We start from the raw sequence: 19912 nt of genomic DNA, 5'->3' as shown, positions 1-19912 counted from the left end.
AAAAAAAGCCTGCACTAATGTGTTTTGAATAAACTCCTAAAAGAAAGTTTAGGGCTAACAAACTGGTCAAACATCCGCTCAAAGACGGCTCGTTTTAACAGCTTTAACTCACCCTTCTTATAAGAATTAGTGTTGAGTTTACCAAAAAGATATTAATGCAGGCAGTAACCTTTGTTATGTAAAGAACGTTTATGACAGGTGCTCTTGCAGTAATTGATTTAAAGCCTCTAGCTTTTCCTCCATTTCCTGCTTGTCATTTGTTTTATCTATCTGTTTTTGCTCTACCTGGGCTGCAAATTGTAAGGCACACATGGCCAAAACATCTTGCTTGTCTCTTACGGCATAGCTTTTTTCAAACCGTTTAATCATTTCTTCTATTTTCTTAGTGGCTAATCGCAGCCCCTCTTCTTGTGAGGGATTTATTGTTAATGGATATACCCTATCGGCAATAGAAAGTTTTATTTTTAATTGGTTCGACATTTTTGTTTTATCTTTTTATTCAGAAAGTTGGGTAATACATTGGTCAATTTCCCGAACTAAAGCATTTATCTTGAGCTTTGTATCTCTTTTATATTGGTCGCTGCCAAGCATTGAATTTGCCATTTTTAATGAACTACATTTTTCACGCAGGGTTTCAATTTCTTTTTCAGATTCTTCCTTTTGTGAACGTAAAACGCTGAGTTCTTCTTCTAATCTAGTGTTTTGTTGCTTCAGTTTTTCGTGCCTGTGCAATAACTTACTAATCCTATTTTCAAGAGAATCAACAATTTCTGAAAGCTTGCTCATTAAAAATTATTTCAATACTTCTAACACAAAGTTAACATTCGAGTTTCAATAAGACAACAGTTTTCTGTAATTTTTTGTAATATTGAATAATTGCATAATAAATTTACACTACTCCCCTTTTTAAATAAGCATATTCTTATTTTTACAATATGAAGAAATTTATATTCTGCTTTTTATTGGTGGGCTTTACCGCTTACGGACAAAAATCGATACCTCAAGATTATTTTAGTAATCCATTGGAGATTCCCTTAATCCTTTCAGGAAGTTTTGGAGAGCTTCGCAGCAACCATTTTCATAGCGGGTTGGATATAAAAACGCAACAACGAACGGGGCTGCCAGTATATGCTCCTGCCGATGGGTACGTAAGCCGAATAAAAGTGTCTCATTATGGCTATGGCAAAGCGTTATACATTAAACACCCCAATGGCTATACTACCGTTTATGCCCATTTACAAAACTATGCTGGTGATATTTTTAAATATGTACGCGATATTCAGTATAAGAAAGAGACGCAAGAAGTTGAGCTCTTTCCTAATGCATCGGTGCTTAAAGTAAATAAAGGCGATTTAATTGCCTATTCAGGCAATACCGGAGGAAGTGGTGGGCCACACCTTCATTTTGAAATTCGTGATGGAGCTTCTAGACCTATGAACCCCATGCTTTTTGGCATTACCGTTCCAGATTCTAAAAAGCCACTAATTAGTAGTCTGTTAGCGTATCCTATTAGTAAAGATGCACAGATAAATCATAGTCAAAATCGCACCAAACTCCGTTTGATACTTCAAAAAGACGGCAGTTACAAAACAGAAAAAATAAAAGCGTTTGGAAAAATAGGGTTTGGCGTATCCACCAATGACCAATTGGATGGTGCTTCAAACAAAAACGGGGTCTACCAAATTAAAACAACCTATAACGGACAAGAAAAAATAGATATTCTTTTTGAAAAATTTTCTTTTGCCGAAACACGATATCTTAATAGGTTTATCGATTATGATTATTGGATGACCAATAGGAGCCGTGTTCAAAAATTATTTAGGCAATCAAACAATCCGTTGAGCATCATTGTAAGCGAGGACACCGATGGATATATTGAGGTAAAAGAAGGATTTAACGCCAATTACACCATTAAAGTAACTGACTTTGAAGGAAATGAAACCGTTATCACCGTTCCTATTGAAGGGGAAAAAGAAGAAATCACTACCCCAAGAGAAATTGATAAAACAGATGATTATATCTATGCAGACCAAGCCACATCTATAACTAAAGGCAAATACAGCGTATATATTCCAGCTAACAGTTTATATGAAAACACCTTTCTTAACATTAAAACATCCAGCGACACACTCGATTTTCATACTGATTTAATTCCCATTCATAAAAATATTACCATTACTGCAGATGTTTCAAACTATGATGATGTTGATAAAGATAAACTATATATAGGTCGTTTAAATTATTACGGACGCCCTTATTACAATACAACGTACCGAAAGGGCGACAAACTTTCTGCCAAAACTCGAACGTTTGGAACCTATGTTATTGCAACAGATACTAAAGCTCCAACAATTAAACCTATTAATTTTGATGATGGTAAGTGGATAAGTAGCAATAAAACAATACAACTTTCCATTAATGATGACCTTAGTGGCATAAGTTCGTATCGGGGAACTATTAACGGAAAATTCATTTTAATGGAATATGATTACAAAAAAGACGTTATAACCTATAATTTTGATGACGGTATCATATCAGAATCCGAAAACAATTTGAAAGTAATTGTTACCGATAATGTGGGAAATAGTGCTACATTTGAGGCAACTTTTTTCAGAAAACAATAATAACTACTGCTTTTGAGAACAAAATCGCTACCCCTACTGCTCATCCTATTCTTTATTTCCACAATTGTATTTTCACAGCAAGCAGTTGTTAAAGGAGTTATTCTTAATGAAGAAAACCAACCGGTTGTTGGAGCTTCTGTCTCTCATGGGGATGAAGGGACCTTATCAGATTTTAACGGGTATTATTTAATGGAAATTCCCGCTAATGAAGATGTGACCCTTACTTTTTCGCACGTAGGCAATAAAAAAATAGAAGTGACTTTAAATCTAGGTGCTAACGAAGATTATGAACTTAACCCCGTAATGAGCACCAATATAGAACAAATTGCTACTGTCGTAATTTCAGGAAGAGAACGAAAACGTATAGAAGGTATTACCACTATAAGTCCTGAAGCTATTCGGAAAATACCGGGTGCCAATGCAGGAGTTGAAAATTTACTGAAATCACTTCCTGGTGTAAACAGTAATAATGAATTGAGTACGCAATATGCTGTCCGTGGTGGAAATTACGATGAAAACCTCGTGTATGTAAACGAAATTGAAGTGTATCGTCCGTTTTTAATTAGAAGTGGCCAACAGGAAGGACTCAGTTTTGTAAATAGTGATTTAACTTCGAATGTTGATTTTTCAGCAGGTGGATTTCAAGCTAAATACGGTGATAAACTATCGTCGGTTTTAGATATTACCTACCGTAGACCCGCAGATTTTAGTGCCACGGCAGATTTAAGTTTGCTGGGAGCCAGTGTTTCAGCAGGCGGTATATCAAATGATGGAAGATTAACTGGTATTGTTGGGCTACGCTACCGCGACAACAGCTTGCTAGTAGATGCCAAACAGACTGAAACCAACTTTAGACCTCGATTTGCCGATGCACAAACCTATTTAACCTATAAAGTCAGCAATAAATTTGAATTAGGTTTCCTCGGAAATGTCTCTATAAACAGTTATGATTACGAACCCTTAACACGCCAAACCAACTTTGGTACTATTGCAGATCCCGTTGCGCTATTGGTGTTTTATGAAGGACAAGAACAAGATCGTTATAACACCTATTTTGGAGCTTTTAAAGGCACGTATGTAGCTTCTGAAAATTATACTGCAAAGTTTATCGCTTCAGCTTACCAAACCACTGAACAGGAGTATTATGATATTTTGGCAGAATACCGGTTAGGAGAAGTGAACACTAATATTGGGGATGAAGATTTAGGTGAAGTAGAATTTACTGAAGGAATTGGAGGCCAACTTACCCACGCCCGTAACGACTTAGATGCTTTAATTTTTAATGCCGAACATAAAGGAACAGTTACCTTAGAAGAAAACACCATTGAATATGGTGTAAAATATACCCACGAAGACATCCGTGATCGAGTACAGGAGTATGAAATTATCGATTCGGCTGGGTTTTCCATTAGACCACCTATTGCTGATTTTGCAAACAACCAACCTTATGAGCCTTTTACTTCCCCTATTGTGCCTTACACTACGATTAGAGCGCAAAATGATGTGCAAATAGACCGAGTTTCAGGATACGCACAATGGAGCCGAAGAACCTCTTTAGGTTCCAACGATGTTTGGTTAAATGCCGGCGTACGAGCACATAACTGGAATGTAAGTGGTGATGGCATTGAAAGTACATCACAAACAGTTTTTAGTCCCCGTGGACAAGTATCGCTAAAACCTGATTGGGATATGGATATGTTATTCCGTTTATCTGGAGGGTTGTATCACCAACCGCCATTTTATCGTGAATTACGTGATTCCACAGGAACGGTTAGACCCGATGTGAAAGCACAACAATCCATTCATATTGTATTAGGAAACGATTACAGTTTTGACCTTTGGGGACGGCCATTCCGCTTAAATTCTGAATTATATTATAAAAGCCTAAGCGATGTAAATCCATACACACTAGAAAACGTGCGTATTCGATACCGTGCCAACAACAATGCGGTTGCTTATGCGTATGGATTAGATGCACGCCTTGCAGGAGAATTTGTTCCAGGTACAGAAAGTTGGGTAAGTTTCGGTTATCTTAAAACCGAAGAAAATATTGATGATCGTGGCTATATTTTTCGGCCAACTGACCAAAGGTTAAAGTTTGCAGTATTGTTTCAGGATTACGTGAAAATTATACCAGATCTAAAAATGTATTTAAATCTAGTATATAACACTGGTTTACCAGGTGGCTCACCAAGTTATGCAGATCCGTACGACTATCAAGTACGTTTACCAGATTATAAACGAGCTGATCTTGGAGTTTCCTATGTGATTGTTAATGACAAAAAATTACGAGACAACGGTTTTCTAAAACCATTTAAAGAACTGACTATCGGCGCAGAGATTTTCAACATTTTTGATGTTCAAAACTCCATCACCAACACCTTTGTACGCGATGTGTACACTAAAGTGCAATACTCCATCCCTAATTACTTAACGCCGCGAGTTTTTAATGTTAGGTTAACAGCTAAGTTTTAAATTTTACAGATAGATGAAAGCACTTGGAAGCAATAAAGGAAAGCAATTGTTAATCGTAGGTTTATTAACCATAGTAGCGTCACAAGTTATCATGCATTACAGTGATTTGCAGGATAGCATTAAAGGAGTATTTTTTGGTATAGGAATAGGATTATTGGTAGTTGTGCTATATCAAAGAAGAATTAAGCTTACTTCTTAAAAAGAACGCTTACTATTTCTCAATAAATTCTTTCAACACCCCAACCACATAATCTACTTCGTCTTTTTTATTGAAGCTTGAAAAGGAGAAGCGAATAGAAGGTTTTTTCATATCTTCTTCACTCAATATTTCATTCAAAACATGAGAGCCTTTACCACTCCCACTTTGACATGCACTTCCTTTAGAACAAGCAATTCCGTTCAAATCTAATTGAAACAATAACATCATTGCTTTTTCTGGCGAAATAGGCAGACAGACGTTTAAAAGCGTGTACGTACTGTTTGCATCATCGTCGCAAGCACCATTAAACTTAATTCCTGGAATTTCAGAAGTCAGTTTTTCTTTAAAGTAGTTTTTAAGGGCAACGATATAATTCCGTTCTTTCTCTAGGTTTTCGTAGGAAATTTTAAGTGCTTCGGCCATTCCGGCAATAGCAAAAACAGATTCTGTTCCTGCACGCATACCACGTTCTTGTTCCCCACCAAAAATTAAAGGCTTTAATCCGCTGTTTTTCCGAATAAAGGCAAAACCAGCTCCTTTGGGACCGTGAAATTTATGGGCTGCCACAGCCGCAAAATCAATGGGAATTTCAGAAAAATCCAACTCATAATGCCCCACCGATTGTACGGTATCACTATGAAGCAACGTATTGTATTCTTTACAAAGCTTAGCGGTACGTTCAATATCCAGAATATTACCTATTTCATTGTTAACGTGCATTAAACTAACTAATGTTTTTTTATCGCCTTCTTTCAATAAAGATTCTAAATGATCAAAATTTACGTGTCCACATTCATCCAACTTTACATAATCTACTTGAATACCATGGTTATTTTCCAGTTCGGTAAGCGTATGTAAAACGGCATGGTGTTCAATTTTACTTGAAATTATTCGAGTAACCCCTAGATCACGTACACAACTATTTAATATTAAATTATCGGCTTCGGTACCGCCTGAAGTGAAAATAATTTCAGCAGCCGAAACATTTAAATACCCAGCAATTTGCTTTCTTGCATTTTCAAGTAATGATTTAGCTGACCTACCATAAGAGTGCGTAGAAGAAGGGTTTCCGTATTCAACCTTTAACACTTCGGTGATACATCGTATTACTTCGCTTCGCAATTCAGTTGTCGCTGCACTGTCAAAATATACTTTTTTCATCTTCTTTGTAAAAATTATCTTTTTCGGTAGAAAAACCTGATTTATTAGCTTTGCTGAAATAGTTCAGAACTGATTTTTTCAGAATTATTTCTTCAAAAATACATATTAATATTATTCTTGAATACGTTTCAAGTGCAAAGAAATATGTTACTTTGTAAAAACACAACATTCTCGTATTGTTTATGAAAAATCTCTTGTTTTTTATCCTCGTATTCGCAACGCTACAATCTTGTGATGATGGTGAAGTAATCGTTACTACCTTTGACTTTGAAGATGCAAGCCTTAACCTTTGCAACAATGGCAATCAATATGTTTTCTACAAAATAAACAATGACGTATCAGAAAGCATTTCGCTTAAAATAACGACAGACGATCAACTTTTTCTACAAAGCGAAACTAAAATCTTTGAACTGGACGGTAGTGCAAATGTTGTTAACTATCGTAGGTTTAATGACAATGTAACAGGTGATTATTTTTGCAGCACCATTCCGCCAACATCTCCAACCGTTGACGTAGATTATTTAGGTGCTTCTGGCACGGCAAGTTTAAACACAACTACGGTTTTAGATGATAATGATGGCTTGGAAGATGAAAGTGGTGATACCGATGGTGACGGCATTCCTGATAGTTACGATTTTGATGATGATGGTGACAACGTTCCTACATCTGTTGAACTGGGCCCGAACTTCCCAGATGAACCGGCTCAAGATACAGATGGAGATGGCACACCCGATTATTTAGACACTGATGATGATGGTGATGGTATATTTACTGTTTACGAAGATATAAACCAAAATCAAAACCCGCTAGACGACATTACCGATTCAGAAGTTGGCGCCGATTATTTAAATCCTGCAGTTGCAAATCAATATGACATACAATTGTTTCGTGAGCACACTTACACTTTTGATAGTGATGTAGTAATTCGTTTAACTAATCTAGTTCTAGTCAATGGTGCAGAACAGATAACTCAAGATGCCCTCTCTTTAGGTAGTATAGAAACTGTGAGTAGTGGCGAATTTACAGGTACCCCAGATTTTATTGCCCCAGAATAATCGAACTACTAAAAAATAAGCTACTGTCGATAGAGAAAACTTATATTAAAAATCAAGGGGTTTTGTTTTGAAAAATATACACCTCAGTTGCCCCGCGGCCGTATTCCCTATAATCTGCTTCGTAGTATTTTACATTATCATACCGTCTAAAAAGATATTCTAACTCAGCTTTTAATACACCCTCGCCCACTCCGTGTATAAAAACAATGCGCTGTATTTTTTTATCGATAGCAAAATCCAGTTGGCGTTGCGCTGTATAGGTTTGTAGCACCAACATATCGTGATTGTTCATCCGTTTGTATTGTTGCGTTAATTGATGAATGTGCAAATCGACCACCATGGGCGGGCGATTTCGCTCCTTAGGCTTCACTTTTTTGGAGGATTTTGGTTTTTTGCTTTTTTTTTCTGAAAGAATTTTTGAAATATCCTGTTGCATAATATCGGTTTCTAAAAGCGCACCCGTAATAACAACTAGTTCATTATCAGAAAATTGCATCTCAAAATCATCTTCTGTCAATACCGTAACCATATTACCATCAACAGCAGTCACTACTCCCGAAATAGCATCATCTACCACCGAAACCGTATCTCCTTTTTTCATATAAAACCAAAGTTATTTATTATTCGTAAATTAAACAGGTAATCCTTTAAAAATGAAAAAAATACGTTTTTGAAAGGAATTGCTTCAATATTAAAAAAATTATTTTATTTTTATCGTAAAATTTTGGCTATATTATACCCAAACTATATAGCTATTAAAACTAATTAATTATGAAACACCTACTACTCTCATTGATAGTATTAAGCAGTGTTGGCGTTACGGCACAAGCAGATTTGTTTGTTAGGCCCACAGCAGTTGGCACTAGCACCGACTCCTATGTATATGTGGACGATGTTGTGCTATACGTAGAAAATGATGTAAACCTACAAAGAAACAATAATATTGAGACCGAAGGCAGTATTTACCTACGTAACAGGGCTCAATTAATTCAAGGTAGTGAAACTGCTAGAAACACTGGTAATGGTTTTTTATCAGTTTACCAGCGAGCAGAAGACTCTGACCAATGGACCTATAACTATTGGTGTTCTCCTGTTGGGGTTGCAAATGCAACCACAAATATAAATAGCGACTTTGGTGTTGGTAGTTTTTATGATATACAAATAGGTGATCCAGACGAAATAACCTATTCGGAACCTACACTTTTAACCACTAACATTAACGGATCTTCAACCCCCTCATTAACCATTTCTAAACGATGGATCTATATTCACCCAGATGGTTTTGAAGCCTCTACTGACTATGATAAGGTTAATGGCGCCAATATTATTGGTCCGGGTGTGGGCTTTACCATGAAAGGAGTTAACGAATTTCCTGTAGGAGGCAGCCCTACCGATAACTATGGCGAAGGTTTTCAATACGATTTTAGGGGACGGCCTAACACAGGCGAAATAGTAATCCCCGTTGTTTACAACACAACCTTAAGCACAGGCGAATATACCCTTTCTGGCAACCCGTATCCTTCTGCTTTGGATCTAAACCATCTTTGGTATGACCCTGACAATGCTGGGAAATTAGAATCTATTAAGTATTGGGATGAAGACAAAACCAGTAATTCGCATTTTTATCATGAAAATGCCGGCGGATATGGTTCATGGGTACCTATGGGCGATGATCCTGACGGAACACAGCCAGGCATGTATTCCAGACCTCTCTTTAATGTTTGGAACGGGAACGGAGACATTGTTACAGGTGGTAGTCAAGGTGGACCAACAGGCTTACAAAAACGTTTTGCGCCAATAGGCCAAGGCTTCTTTTTTGTGCCTTCTAACAGCGGAGACAATATCCATATTAAAAACGAACACAGACGTTTTATAAAATATGGAGATAATAATTCTATTTTTAGAAGACCAGAGCGTGAAGGTGATGATACTACAACGTTAAAAGACAACCCTGGCAACGAGGAGTTTGTTTTAGCGGAAAAAGATCCACGTGTTCCCCACTTCCGTATAAATGTATTTTTTGACAAATCGCACGTACGTGATATGGTATTAGCGTTTTCAGACGATGCAACTGACGGCTATGACAATGGGTATGATGCCAAAAGCCCAATGGATGCAACCTCTGATGCTTATTTCCCTGTAGGTCAAGACAACAACAAAAAACCGTATGTAATCAACACAATACCTTTTGATGTACAAAAGCAAATACCAATTTCTTTTAAATTAGATAAAGGTTTTAAATTTTGGTTGGAAACTGTAGAAGAAGTAAAAGTGAGTGGAAAAAGAGCCTATATTTATGATAGTATGGAAAACACCTATCAAGAAATTACTAATGGTAAGTCTGCAACGTACAACTTAGATGCTGGTACATATGATAACCGCTTTTTTGTAGTCTTTAAAGGAGATAGCGAGCTTACTGCTTATGTAGGTGAAACTCAAGGAAGAGCTCAAGAACAAGTAGACTTTTTCCAGAACAACAACTTAGGTGTTCTGGAGGTTACCAACCCAGAAGGCTATAACATTAAACAAGCCCTTGTTTTTGATATGACAGGTAAATTGGTTTACGAACAAATGAACATTGGTGCCGAGAAAAACTTCTCGTTCCCTACCTCAAACCTAAGCGATGGTGTTTATATCGTTAAATTAAAAACAACCGATAATATAGACATCAGTCACAAAACATCGGTTTATAATAGGAAATAACCAATATGGCATTGGAAGGCATTGAAGACTATATGTTGCAATGCACTAGCAAGCAACTTTTTGGAATAGAATGTTTAGGCTGTGGCACACAACGTGCCACAGTCTTATTTTTTAGAGGTGAGTTTGCTGCTGCATTCCATATGTACCCTGCTATTTATACGCTTATCCTTTTACTCCTTTTCGTAGTATTCAATCTCTTCGTAAAATTTAAACACGATTTTAAAATTAAAGTGGGTTTGTTACTATTAAACGTAGTAATTATTGTGATTAGTTACTTTGTAAAAATGAGTCCTTTTTTTTAAAGTATTAATGACTATTCGCCGCTTTCAATTATTTCCCTTATTTTTAAAGCATAGTAACCAACTAATGTAAACACTCATGGAAAAACAAAAATTACCTAATTCAACCCTTATTTTGGTCTTTGGTATTTTATCAATAGTAACGTGCTGTTGCTATGGAGTACTAGGTCTTATCTTTGGTGTCATTGCTATTGTAATGGCTAAAAAAGCAACTGCTGTATATTTAGAGAACCCAGAGATATATTCTGGTTTTCAAAATGTAAAGACGGGAAAAATACTAGCTATAATTGGTATTGTATTAAGCGCTATTTATTTATTAATAAACATTTATTTCTATGCAACCATTGGTATGGATGGCATACAAGAAATGCAAGAAGAAATGATGCGTGAGTACGGAATGTAATCTTATTAAAGATACTTTCATTAAAAAAGCGGCTAATTAGCCGCTTTTTTATTTGTGTTTCTTAAATTTTATAGACTTGTACTTATAAGTCTTGGGGTTGAAAGCTTTGTTAATTCTTCAGAATTACTAGTAATAGATCTCAAAGGAGTAACAGGAACAAGTCCTGATGTATCTAATATTATCCTCCCGCCAGCAATAAAGGTTCCACCAGTATCTGCAACTAAATAATACCCGTTACCGTCAAGGTTATAACAACCTGGCTCTGTAATTGGTGGATCAAAAAGATATTGCCCAGTTATTGCAGGATTAAAAACACCTCTATCATAGGTAAGCCCATTTGCATCCATAATGTTCTTTGAAAAACCAAAGTCGTAAATAATGGTCATCCCATTGGGTAATTCCCAAACTTGTCCTATACTGTACATTTCATAATTATTTACAGCAGGATCCAAATCTTGGAAAAAGAAAGGGTATAGTCCACTACCATCTCCAGTTGAATAACACCCCACGTCTGATGCTTCAAAATTAGCCGCTACATCGGTGTTCATTTGTCCGGCTGTTGTTGTAATGATGATATCAGTAATGTAATCAGTTGATGTATTTACTAAAAAATCCCAAGTTCCAGTAAAACCTGGTAGAAAGTCTTCATTAAATATCCCCAACACAGCTTTTATTTTTGCTGCACTAGTTTCTTTTACAACTTTGGCATTTCCCGCTGTACCATCAATATTTACATTAGATATTACGGGATTATTAAAGTCTGAAAGATCTAAATCAAAAGACCCCCTATTATTAAAAAAGGTAAGTAAATCAATACTCCCTGCAGAATCTTTTAAGCCGAATAATAGTTGTTGGTTTTCAACGGTTTCTACTACTGCCAAATAATTACCATCATTAGCAACATTTATACGTAAAGTTCCGTGAAAATTGGTTTCATTCGCTATAATAACGCCAGTATATAAGCCTTCTTTTCTATTGTCATTGCGTTGTAAAGCTTTTTGAATACTTAAATCGCTATTTAAAGTCATGGACAGGTCTTCCTGCGTTTCAATAAATGGTTCTTCAGTTTTCGAACACGAAAAGAGAAGCGTAGCTACTACTACTAAAAGTAAAATTCGTTTCATTTCGGTTTAGTTTTTAATTAATTATTTGGTTTAAACACGAAATATATAGGATTTGAAAATAGCTTGTAAATATTTCTACAAATACTCGTTATAAGTTATTTTTTGCTCGATAAATAACAAAAAAGAGGACTATTTTTCAATAGTCCTCTTAAATTTTTAAAAAATATGTATCCTATTTACTCCTCAAATTCTTTCAAAGTATTGGTGATAATTGAAACACAATCTAACAATTGCTCTTCATTCATTACCAATGGAGGAGCAAAACGGATGATGTTCCCATGTGTTGGTTTTGCCAACAATCCGTTATCACGTAATTTTAAGCACATATTCCAAGCGGTATCGCTATCTTCAGAATCGTTTATCACAATAGCGTTTAACAATCCTTTACCACGTACTAATTTAACAATAGAACTAGTCTCGATGTACTTATTTAATTCACTTCTAAAAAGCTGTCCAAGTTTCTCAGCATTCTCCGCTAAGTTTTCATCTTTAACCACATCTAACGCTGCCATAGCAACAGCTGCAGCAACCGGATTACCACCAAAGGTAGAACCGTGGTTTCCAGGACGAATAACGTTCATCACTTCATCATCTGCTAATACGCCAGAAACTGGATATGCTCCACCACTTAACGCTTTACCTAAGATTAAAATATCGGGTTTTACATTTTCATGATCCACTGCTAATAATTTTCCCGTACGTGCAATCCCTGTCTGTACTTCATCGGCAATAAATAACACATTATTTGCTTCACATATTGCTTTTGCTTCTTTTAAGTAACCTTCAGAAGGCACATAAACTCCTGCTTCACCTTGGATAGGCTCTACTAAGAATCCTGCTATATTTTTGTTGCTTTCAATGGCTTCTTTTAAAGCGTCTAGGTTATCATATTCAATTTTTGTAAACCCTTGTGTATACGGACCAAAATTATTTCGCGCTACTTCATCGTTTGAAAATGAAATAATGGTCGTCGTTCTTCCGTGGAAGTTATTGGTACAAACGATGATTTCAGCTTCATTTTCTGAAATTCCTTTTTTCTCATACGCCCATTTTCTACAGATTTTTAAAGCCGTTTCAACTGCTTCAGCACCAGTATTCATAGGTAACAACTTATCGAAGTTGAAATATTCCGAAGCATATTTTTCGTACTTCCCTAACATATCATTATGAAAAGCACGGGATGTAAGCGTTAACGTTTTTGCTTGTGCATCCATCGCCCCTACAATTTTAGGATGACAATGCCCTTGATTTACAGCACTATAAGCAGAAAGGAAGTCATAGTATTTTTTACCTTCAACATCCCAAACATAGACTCCTTCTCCCCTGTTTAATACTACAGGTAATGGATGGTAATTATGGGCTCCATACTTGTTTTCTAAATCAATCGCATCTTGCGTAGCTTTTTTTTCTAAAACTGCCATTTTCTTTAATTATTTATCGTGTAACTGCATTGATTCCTGCTTTGCGGAGAGAAATCATCCATAAAGTCGCAAGTTACTAAATATTCTATGTTTTTTGAAGCTTCAAGTTGTTATAAAAAAGTTATAAATAGTACTTTTGCGGTCTATGGCAAGACGTAATAAACGCAAAGTATTTGAAGATCTGGAAGTGATTGATGCCGGAGCAAAAGGTAAAGCAGTCGCAAAAGCACCTGACGGAAGGGTTATTTTTATAAACAACGCCATTCCTGGCGATGTAGCTACGATTGAAACCTATAAAAAACGCAAATCGTATTACGAAGGTAATGCGATAGCTTTTTCAACCTATTCTGATAAACGAGTAGAGCCTGTTTGTCAACATTTTGATACGTGTGGTGGGTGTAAATGGCAAAATATGGGCTATGAGCATCAATTGTATTTTAAACAGAAAGAAGTAGTCAATAATCTGCAACGGTTAGGAAAGGTTGAACTACCAGAAGTCACTCCTATTCTAGGTTCAAAAGACATTTATTTTTACCGAAATAAAATGGAGTTTTCGTTTAGCGATAGCAAATGGCTTACGCAGGAGCAGATTGACAGCGGGGAAGTAATTGAAAACCGAAATGCCCTAGGTTTTCACAAACCTGGAATGTGGGATAAAATAATCGATATAAAAAAATGCCACTTACAACGCGACCCTAGTAATGCTATTAGAAATTTTGTGAAAGAGAAAGCTCAGGAGCTAAATTTGTCCTTTTTCAACCCAAGAAAACAAGAGGGTTTTTTACGAACCTTAATGCTTCGTACCACTACTACTGGTGATATAATGGTATTGGTTCAATTTTACTTTGAAGATAAAGAAAACCGTGAGAAACTTTTGGATGCTATAACTACTGAATTTCCTGAAATTACGTCACTTCAATATGTGGTTAATTCTAAAGGAAATGATACAATTTACGATCAAGACGTAATTTGCTGCCACGGAAAAGACCATATAACCGAAGAAATGGAAGGACTACAGTTTAAAATAAACGCGAAGTCTTTTTATCAAACCAACTCGGAGCAAGCACACGAGCTGTACAAAATAACCCGAAATTTTGCCGATTTAAAAGGAGACGAATTGGTATACGACCTTTATACCGGAACGGGAACCATCGCCCAGTTTGTTGCCAAAAATGCTGGAAAGGTTATTGGTGTAGAATCCGTGCCCGAAGCTATTGAAGCAGCGAAAGAAAATGCACAATTAAACAAGATTGAAAACGTTGAATTCTACGTAGGCGATATGAAAAAGGTGTTCAACGAAACCTTTATAAACACTCACGGAAAACCTGATGTAGTGATAACCGATCCGCCGAGGGATGGCATGCATACAGACGTGGTAATGCAACTTTTAAAATTGTCGCCCAGTAAGATTGTGTATGTAAGTTGTAATAGCGCTACACAAGCTAGAGATTTGGCATTATTAGACGAACGCTACAAAGTAACAAAAGTGCAACCAGTAGACATGTTTCCCCAAACACATCACGTGGAAAATGTTGTACTTTTGGAAAAACGATAAATTCCTTCGAAATAATTTCGAAAAATTAATATGATAAAAAAAATCTGCTTCGCTTTCCTCATCCTGCTAGTCTTTCATGGCTGTACGCGTGATGACATTTGTCCAGACACTACCCAAACCACTCCCCTGCTCATTGTTGTTTTTAAAAATGCTGCTATTCCTACGGAAGGAAAAGAAGTCCCGGGACTAACAATTGAAACTATATTAGAAAACAGCGAAATAGTTATTGATAATGCAACAACAGATTCGATAGCCATTCCATTATATGCCGGAGCAGATATAACAACTTATAAATTTACAATGAACAGTCAAAGCGAATTAGAAACCCCCAATACAGATATGGTAACATTCAATTATAGTCGGGAAGATATTTATGTAAATCGGGCTTGTTCATTTAAAACTATTTATAACAACTTAGAAGCTAGTTTTGAGGATGAAGAAGAAGACAATTGGATTTTTCAAATCAACGTAACCGCATTAAATAATATAGTAGAAAATGAAAACGACACACATATTACTATTTTACATTAGTGTTTTTTGTGTGTCATTTTCAACTGTGGCACAAGAAGACACTGAAAAAGAAGAGGCTGTCCTCGACTCTACAGTTACGAATAACAAATATGGTATTCGGGTAGGGACTGATTTGTCTAAGTTTGCCCGAACTGCTTTTGAAAAAGGCTATTCCGGTTTTGAAGTGATGGGTGATTTCCGGGTAACCGACAAATTCTATGCAGCCGCAGAAATAGGCAACGAAAAAAAAGAACGTTTTGAAGACAATTTAAACTCTATAACTACCGGAAGCTACGCTAAATTAGGTTTCGATTATAACGCCTATAACAACTGGATAGGAATGGAAAATGCTATTTTCGCTGGATTACGCTACGGTTTTTCTACTTTTAAACAAGAATTACTATCGTATCAAGTATATACTACCAATCAAGATTTTCCGCAGACTTTTAAAGATAATCCTGTTGATTATAAAGGGTTAACAGGTCATTGGCTAGAATTAATTGTAGGGATTAAAACTGAAATTTTAAACAATTTATACCTTTCGGTAAATTTGCAATTAAAACGTAAATTAGGAGAAGATGAGCCTGATAATTTTGGAAACCTTTACATTCCTGGCTTTAACCGAACGTATGATTTTAGTGAATTTGGCGTAGGCTATGGATATACCATTTCGTATTTAATTCCTATTTTTAAGAAGTAAGAAACTTATAAATAGTAGGCATAATTTTGAATAAGAGTTGTCTTCTTGATTCGTGGTTCAAACCGTCTAGGCTCTTAAATTCTAATAACGCCACCGTCTTTCTTCGTTGAGCTCTTCTTCTTTTTCAATTTCTTTTTCCGGAATAACCTTTAAAAAGGAAGGATGTTGTTCTATAGCATATTCCAGTTTTTCAACAATTTCTTGTACCGTATCGTTTTCGTAATCTATATCCAGTGGTTTTTTAATTTCCATAGACTGAAGGATACCTCGCTTTTTTATACGAATCCCTTTTTTATCAAAGGAACGTCTAAACCCATCAATTACAATAGGGACAACAACAGGCTTGTTTTTTTTGATAATATGGGCTGTTCCCCGTCGTATAGGTTTCCACGGTTTAGTAGTACCCTGTGGGAATGTAATTACCCAACCGTCATTTAATGCCGTGGTAATGCTACTTACATCGCTCATTTTTACTTGGCGGTTCACTTCTTCACCTTTAGCTCGCCAAGTACGTTCAATACTTACAGAACCTGCATATGCCAGTATCTTTGGCAACAATCCAGATTTCATAGTTTCCTTGGCAGCTACAAAATAAATATTCATTTTTGGGTTCCAGAGGTACCCAATATTCTCAATGGTATCAACACGACCACTCAAACTGGCGTTAAATACATGGAACATAGCAACCACATCGGCAAAATAAGTTTGGTGGTTAGATACAAAAAGTACATTTGTATCGGGTAAATTTTTAATAATCTCACTACCTTCTATCTGTAAGGTATTAAACCCTTTAAAACGTCTATGTGTTGCAGCACCCAGAATACGAATGAGCCATTTTTTTAAGAATAATATATGTCCGAAAGGATTTTTTTTAAAAAGCCCCATAAAAAGATCTCCGTTTTTTTAACCCTTAAAATTTGGGTCGAAATGCAAAGATACTAAATTTAACGGCTTATAACACCTGTTTTAGCAGTTCACGTACCTCGCTCAACATCATAGCAGTAGCACCCCAAACTACATGTCCGTTAAGCAAAAAAGCAGGCACATCAATATTAGTTGCATACGAAGTAGTTATTTTTTTAGTAACAAGGGTTTTATCGTCCATAAACAATGACAACGGAACTTCTACCAGCGCTTCCACTTCCTCATCTTGCTTGATAAATTGCGGCGTAGTTTTAGTAATACCTAAAAATGGTTGCACAAAAAAGTTACTAGGTGGAATGTAAATTTCGGTTAATTGCTTCACTACTGAAATAACTTTTCTAGAAACGCCAACCTCCTCTTCTGTTTCCCGTAATGCGGCTTCTTTAAGGGAAGCGTCTTCGGACTCTAATTTGCCTCCTGGAAATCCAATTTGAGCAGAATGCACTCCTTTGTATGTTCTGCGTAAAATAAGAATTATCCGTGTTTCATTTTTTTCTGAAGGGTAGAATAACGCCATTACTCCAGCTTTTCGGGCATTTTGTTTTAGCAGGGCCTGTTCCTTTAATTCTTTTAAGCGTTCTACTGGCGCCATTTTAAACTGGATTGCTTCGCCAGGAAGCTCCATTTTTTTTACCTTTACAATCCTTTCTTCAAATGATGAAAAATCCATTATGAAATACTTAAGTTACCTGTTATTGACTGCCATTCTGCTTTTAACAAGCTGTGAAGATAAGAAAAACGCTTCCGAAGTAAAAAAAGAAACTACCACAGAGAGTAAAACGACTTTAGAACATAAGTCAACTATCACAAAAGATACTGCAACTGTTGATACTTCTGAAACTAAAGAAAAAAAAATTGGTGCTGGATACCCCAAAATAACGCAAGAAAACCTTGTTGAATTTTTAACGAAATACGGAAAGGACAATCCAGAGACTAAAGTAAAAATAGCTACACGACTAGGCGATATTGTTATCGATCTTTATGAGGACACTCCGCTACACCGCGCTAATTTTATCTATTTAGTGAAACAAGGGTATTTTAATAAAACTTTTTTCCATCGTATTGTTCCAAACTTTATCATTCAAGGAGGTAACAGCGATTTACCTTCAACAAACGAAAAGCGCTTTAAACTGGGCGATGATTACTTAATACCGGCTGAAATAAATGGCCGTAACCACTTTAAGGGCTCAGTAAGCGGTGCTAAAGAATATCGTGAAAATCCAGATAAAAAATCAGCTCCTTTTGAGTTTTTCATTTTCTTAGGCCCTCAAACTTCCACCGGTCATTTAAACGGTAATTACACCGTATTTGGGCGCGTAACAGAAGGAATGGATGTGGTTAATAAAATAGCAGCATTGCCTTCCGATGAAGGAGATTGGCCGTTACAAAATGTGTATATTGAAGCTGAGGTATTATAATCTAATGTTCTCTTCTTCTTTATAAATAGTAGGAAATGACAAATTAAAAGTAACTGCTAATAAGCGAATTGTAATAACGATAGCACCAGATATTACAACCACCCAATCTACCAGCAAAGGTGTTTTCAATAATAAAAAATATGCAATACCGCCTAATATACAAGCTGTTGCGTATATTTCTTTTCTAAAGATTATTGGGATTTCATTACACAAAATATCACGAAGAACTCCACCAAAACAAGCAGACATAGTACCCAAAGCAACACAAATTAATGGTGGTAGTCCTACTGAAATTCCTTTTTCAACGCCTACAACTGTATATAAAGCAATCCCAATGGTATCGAACAAAAAGAGCGAACGGCGTACGTAGCTCAATTTTTTCCGAAGAATAATAGCTACAATTGCTGAACCTATTATAACATACATATAAGTTAAATTACGCATCCAGGCTATATTAGCGTCGATTAATACGTCTCGAAGCGTACCACCACCCACAGCTGTAACAAACCCAATGATAAGAATACCAAAAGGATCTAACTTTTTTCGCATGGCTGTTAACACTCCCGAAATGGTAAAAGCTACCGTACCTAAAATATCAATTATAAATGAAAGGGTCATAGTTGCTGTGTATAGTAGTTATAATCTTTTATTACGGTGTCGATAAAGGTAAGTGGCGTAGTTTCATATTGAACCTCCATCACTTTTGAAACCCGATTAGATAATTTTAAAATAACATTGTGGTTTCCGTTGTATTTAGCTTGCTGAAACATGTTTTTAATGGTTTGCATTTCAGCATCGGTAAAGATAGTTACTTGTGGATACTCTGGGTTATAATTCTCAGGCAAATCGGTTAATACGGTTTGTGCAAACGAAATAGTTTTCTTTTCTGAAATAACCGTTGTAGCAGCAGCCAAATCCCCCAAGCGTTGTCCTCTACCATTAAACAGAATAACAACTAAAGCTACAGCACCACTTAAAATAGTGATATCTATTATTCGCAATAACCATCTTATTAAATAGTTTGAAAAGGCGGGTTTCGAACCGTCGATCTTTACCACACGTATTTTCATCACAGCTTTTCCGGGGCTTTGTCCGTTCCAGAACTGCTCCCATAACAAATGGTACAACAACAAAGGCAGCATAATTGTCATCCATAACAAAAAGGAATCTGAAAAAAAATCAAGGAAACCGAACAAAAAAGAAACCAGCAAGATATATATAAACATAATGGCTGAGTCAATCAAAAATGCTAATATGCGATCACCCACCCCGGCTACATTCTGCACAATATTTACATTTTGCGCTGTTTCTATTTGAAATTTATCCATGAAAACTGTTTCT

21 protein-coding genes and 1 other RNA gene are annotated in these 19912 nt (G+C 36.2%); 11 read left to right on the top strand and 11 right to left on the bottom strand.

Features of this window, described 5'->3' with window-relative positions:
* Positions 1-30 precede the first annotated feature (30 nt).
* From ssrS to DZ858_RS12480, 3 genes are all read right to left on the bottom strand, one after another.
* Positions 31-138, bottom strand: a non-coding RNA gene (ssrS, locus tag DZ858_RS12490) — 6S RNA.
* Positions 139-189: 51 nt separating this feature from the next.
* On the bottom strand, positions 190-480 hold the full coding sequence (locus DZ858_RS12485) for a cell division protein ZapA (RefSeq protein ID WP_117160001.1): 291 nt from the start codon (positions 478-480) through the stop codon (positions 190-192).
* A gap of 15 nt (positions 481-495) precedes the next feature.
* On the bottom strand, positions 496-786 hold the full coding sequence (locus tag DZ858_RS12480) for a hypothetical protein (RefSeq protein ID WP_117160000.1): 291 nt from the start codon (positions 784-786) through the stop codon (positions 496-498).
* Between the two features lie 149 nt (positions 787-935).
* On the opposite strand from DZ858_RS12480, the gene DZ858_RS12475 reads away from it, so the two are divergent.
* The 3 genes from DZ858_RS12475 to DZ858_RS12465 are packed head-to-tail and all read left to right on the top strand — an operon-like array spanning position 936 to position 5298.
* Complete coding sequence (locus tag DZ858_RS12475) at positions 936-2624, top strand: M23 family metallopeptidase (RefSeq protein WP_117159999.1); 1689 nt, start codon at positions 936-938, stop codon at positions 2622-2624.
* Positions 2625-2636: 12 nt separating this feature from the next.
* Positions 2637-5099, top strand: coding sequence for a TonB-dependent receptor plug domain-containing protein (locus DZ858_RS12470; protein WP_117159998.1), 2463 nt, complete (start codon positions 2637-2639; stop codon positions 5097-5099).
* Positions 5100-5112: 13 nt separating this feature from the next.
* Positions 5113-5298, top strand: a complete 186-nt coding sequence (locus DZ858_RS12465) for a hypothetical protein (RefSeq protein WP_117159997.1) — start codon at positions 5113-5115, stop codon at positions 5296-5298.
* 12 nt (positions 5299-5310) lie between these two features.
* On the opposite strand, the gene DZ858_RS12460 is transcribed toward DZ858_RS12465, so the two are convergent.
* Positions 5311-6459 (bottom strand): cysteine desulfurase family protein, encoded by a 1149-nt coding sequence (locus DZ858_RS12460; protein ID WP_117159996.1) that lies wholly within the window; start codon positions 6457-6459, stop codon positions 5311-5313.
* Positions 6460-6641: 182 nt separating this feature from the next.
* On the opposite strand from DZ858_RS12460, the gene DZ858_RS12450 reads away from it, so the two are divergent.
* The gene (locus DZ858_RS12450; RefSeq protein WP_117159994.1) at positions 6642-7514 is read left to right on the top strand and encodes a hypothetical protein; all 873 of its coding nucleotides are present in this window, start codon (positions 6642-6644) and stop codon (positions 7512-7514) included.
* A gap of 52 nt (positions 7515-7566) precedes the next feature.
* On the opposite strand, the gene DZ858_RS12445 is transcribed toward DZ858_RS12450, so the two are convergent.
* On the bottom strand, positions 7567-8115 hold the full coding sequence (locus tag DZ858_RS12445) for a Smr/MutS family protein (protein ID WP_117159993.1): 549 nt from the start codon (positions 8113-8115) through the stop codon (positions 7567-7569).
* Between the two features lie 170 nt (positions 8116-8285).
* Between DZ858_RS12445 and DZ858_RS12440 the strand changes: the two genes are divergently transcribed.
* From DZ858_RS12440 to DZ858_RS12430, 3 genes are all read left to right on the top strand, one after another.
* Entirely contained in the window at positions 8286-10217 is a 1932-nt protein-coding gene (locus DZ858_RS12440; RefSeq protein ID WP_117159992.1) for a T9SS type A sorting domain-containing protein, read from the top strand.
* Between the two features lie 5 nt (positions 10218-10222).
* Positions 10223-10519 (top strand): DUF2752 domain-containing protein, encoded by a 297-nt coding sequence (locus DZ858_RS12435; protein ID WP_239990783.1) that lies wholly within the window; start codon positions 10223-10225, stop codon positions 10517-10519.
* 76 nt (positions 10520-10595) lie between these two features.
* The gene (locus DZ858_RS12430) at positions 10596-10919 is read left to right on the top strand and encodes a CCC motif membrane protein (protein WP_117159991.1); all 324 of its coding nucleotides are present in this window, start codon (positions 10596-10598) and stop codon (positions 10917-10919) included.
* A 68-nt stretch (positions 10920-10987) separates the two neighbouring features.
* Here the strand turns inward: DZ858_RS12430 and DZ858_RS12425 are convergent, their stop codons facing one another.
* Both DZ858_RS12425 and rocD read right to left on the bottom strand, forming a co-directional pair.
* Entirely contained in the window at positions 10988-12043 is a 1056-nt protein-coding gene (locus DZ858_RS12425; protein ID WP_117159990.1) for a hypothetical protein, read from the bottom strand.
* 176 nt (positions 12044-12219) lie between these two features.
* Positions 12220-13464, bottom strand: coding sequence for an ornithine--oxo-acid transaminase (rocD, locus tag DZ858_RS12420; protein WP_117159989.1), 1245 nt, complete (start codon positions 13462-13464; stop codon positions 12220-12222).
* Between the two features lie 145 nt (positions 13465-13609).
* Here rocD and rlmD point away from each other — a divergent pair, with 145 nt between their 5' ends.
* The 3 genes from rlmD to DZ858_RS12405 are packed head-to-tail and all read left to right on the top strand — an operon-like array spanning position 13610 to position 16229.
* Positions 13610-15019, top strand: coding sequence for a 23S rRNA (uracil(1939)-C(5))-methyltransferase RlmD (rlmD, locus tag DZ858_RS12415; protein WP_117159988.1), 1410 nt, complete (start codon positions 13610-13612; stop codon positions 15017-15019).
* A 30-nt stretch (positions 15020-15049) separates the two neighbouring features.
* Positions 15050-15550, top strand: coding sequence for a DUF6452 family protein (locus DZ858_RS12410; protein WP_117159987.1), 501 nt, complete (start codon positions 15050-15052; stop codon positions 15548-15550).
* Between the two features lie 25 nt (positions 15551-15575).
* On the top strand, positions 15576-16229 hold the full coding sequence (locus DZ858_RS12405) for a DUF6048 family protein (RefSeq protein WP_239990782.1): 654 nt from the start codon (positions 15576-15578) through the stop codon (positions 16227-16229).
* An 81-nt stretch (positions 16230-16310) separates the two neighbouring features.
* On the opposite strand, the gene DZ858_RS12400 is transcribed toward DZ858_RS12405, so the two are convergent.
* Together DZ858_RS12400 and DZ858_RS12395 are read right to left on the bottom strand one after the other, a co-directional pair.
* Positions 16311-17114, bottom strand: a complete 804-nt coding sequence (locus tag DZ858_RS12400; RefSeq protein ID WP_117159985.1) for a lysophospholipid acyltransferase family protein — start codon at positions 17112-17114, stop codon at positions 16311-16313.
* A 67-nt stretch (positions 17115-17181) separates the two neighbouring features.
* On the bottom strand, positions 17182-17823 hold the full coding sequence (locus tag DZ858_RS12395) for an NUDIX hydrolase (protein WP_117159984.1): 642 nt from the start codon (positions 17821-17823) through the stop codon (positions 17182-17184).
* A 1-nt stretch (position 17824) separates the two neighbouring features.
* Here DZ858_RS12395 and DZ858_RS12390 point away from each other — a divergent pair, with 1 nt between their 5' ends.
* Positions 17825-18571, top strand: coding sequence for a peptidylprolyl isomerase (locus DZ858_RS12390; RefSeq protein ID WP_117159983.1), 747 nt, complete (start codon positions 17825-17827; stop codon positions 18569-18571).
* On the opposite strand, the gene DZ858_RS12385 is transcribed toward DZ858_RS12390, so the two are convergent.
* Together DZ858_RS12385 and DZ858_RS12380 are read right to left on the bottom strand one after the other, a co-directional pair.
* A complete protein-coding gene (locus tag DZ858_RS12385; protein WP_117159982.1) occupies positions 18566-19189 on the bottom strand; it encodes a trimeric intracellular cation channel family protein in 624 nt (207 codons plus the stop codon). The two genes, DZ858_RS12390 and DZ858_RS12385, sit on opposite strands and share 6 nt — an antisense overlap.
* A complete protein-coding gene (locus DZ858_RS12380; protein ID WP_117159981.1) occupies positions 19186-19899 on the bottom strand; it encodes an RDD family protein in 714 nt (237 codons plus the stop codon). Before DZ858_RS12380 ends, DZ858_RS12385 begins: the two co-directional genes overlap by 4 nt.
* Between the last annotated feature and the right edge of the window lie 13 nt (positions 19900-19912).

The sequence above is a fragment of the Marixanthomonas ophiurae genome (assembly GCF_003413745.1).
GTDB lineage: Bacteria > Bacteroidota > Bacteroidia > Flavobacteriales > Flavobacteriaceae > Marixanthomonas > Marixanthomonas ophiurae.
This window is presented reverse-complemented; position numbering and strand designations above follow the sequence as displayed.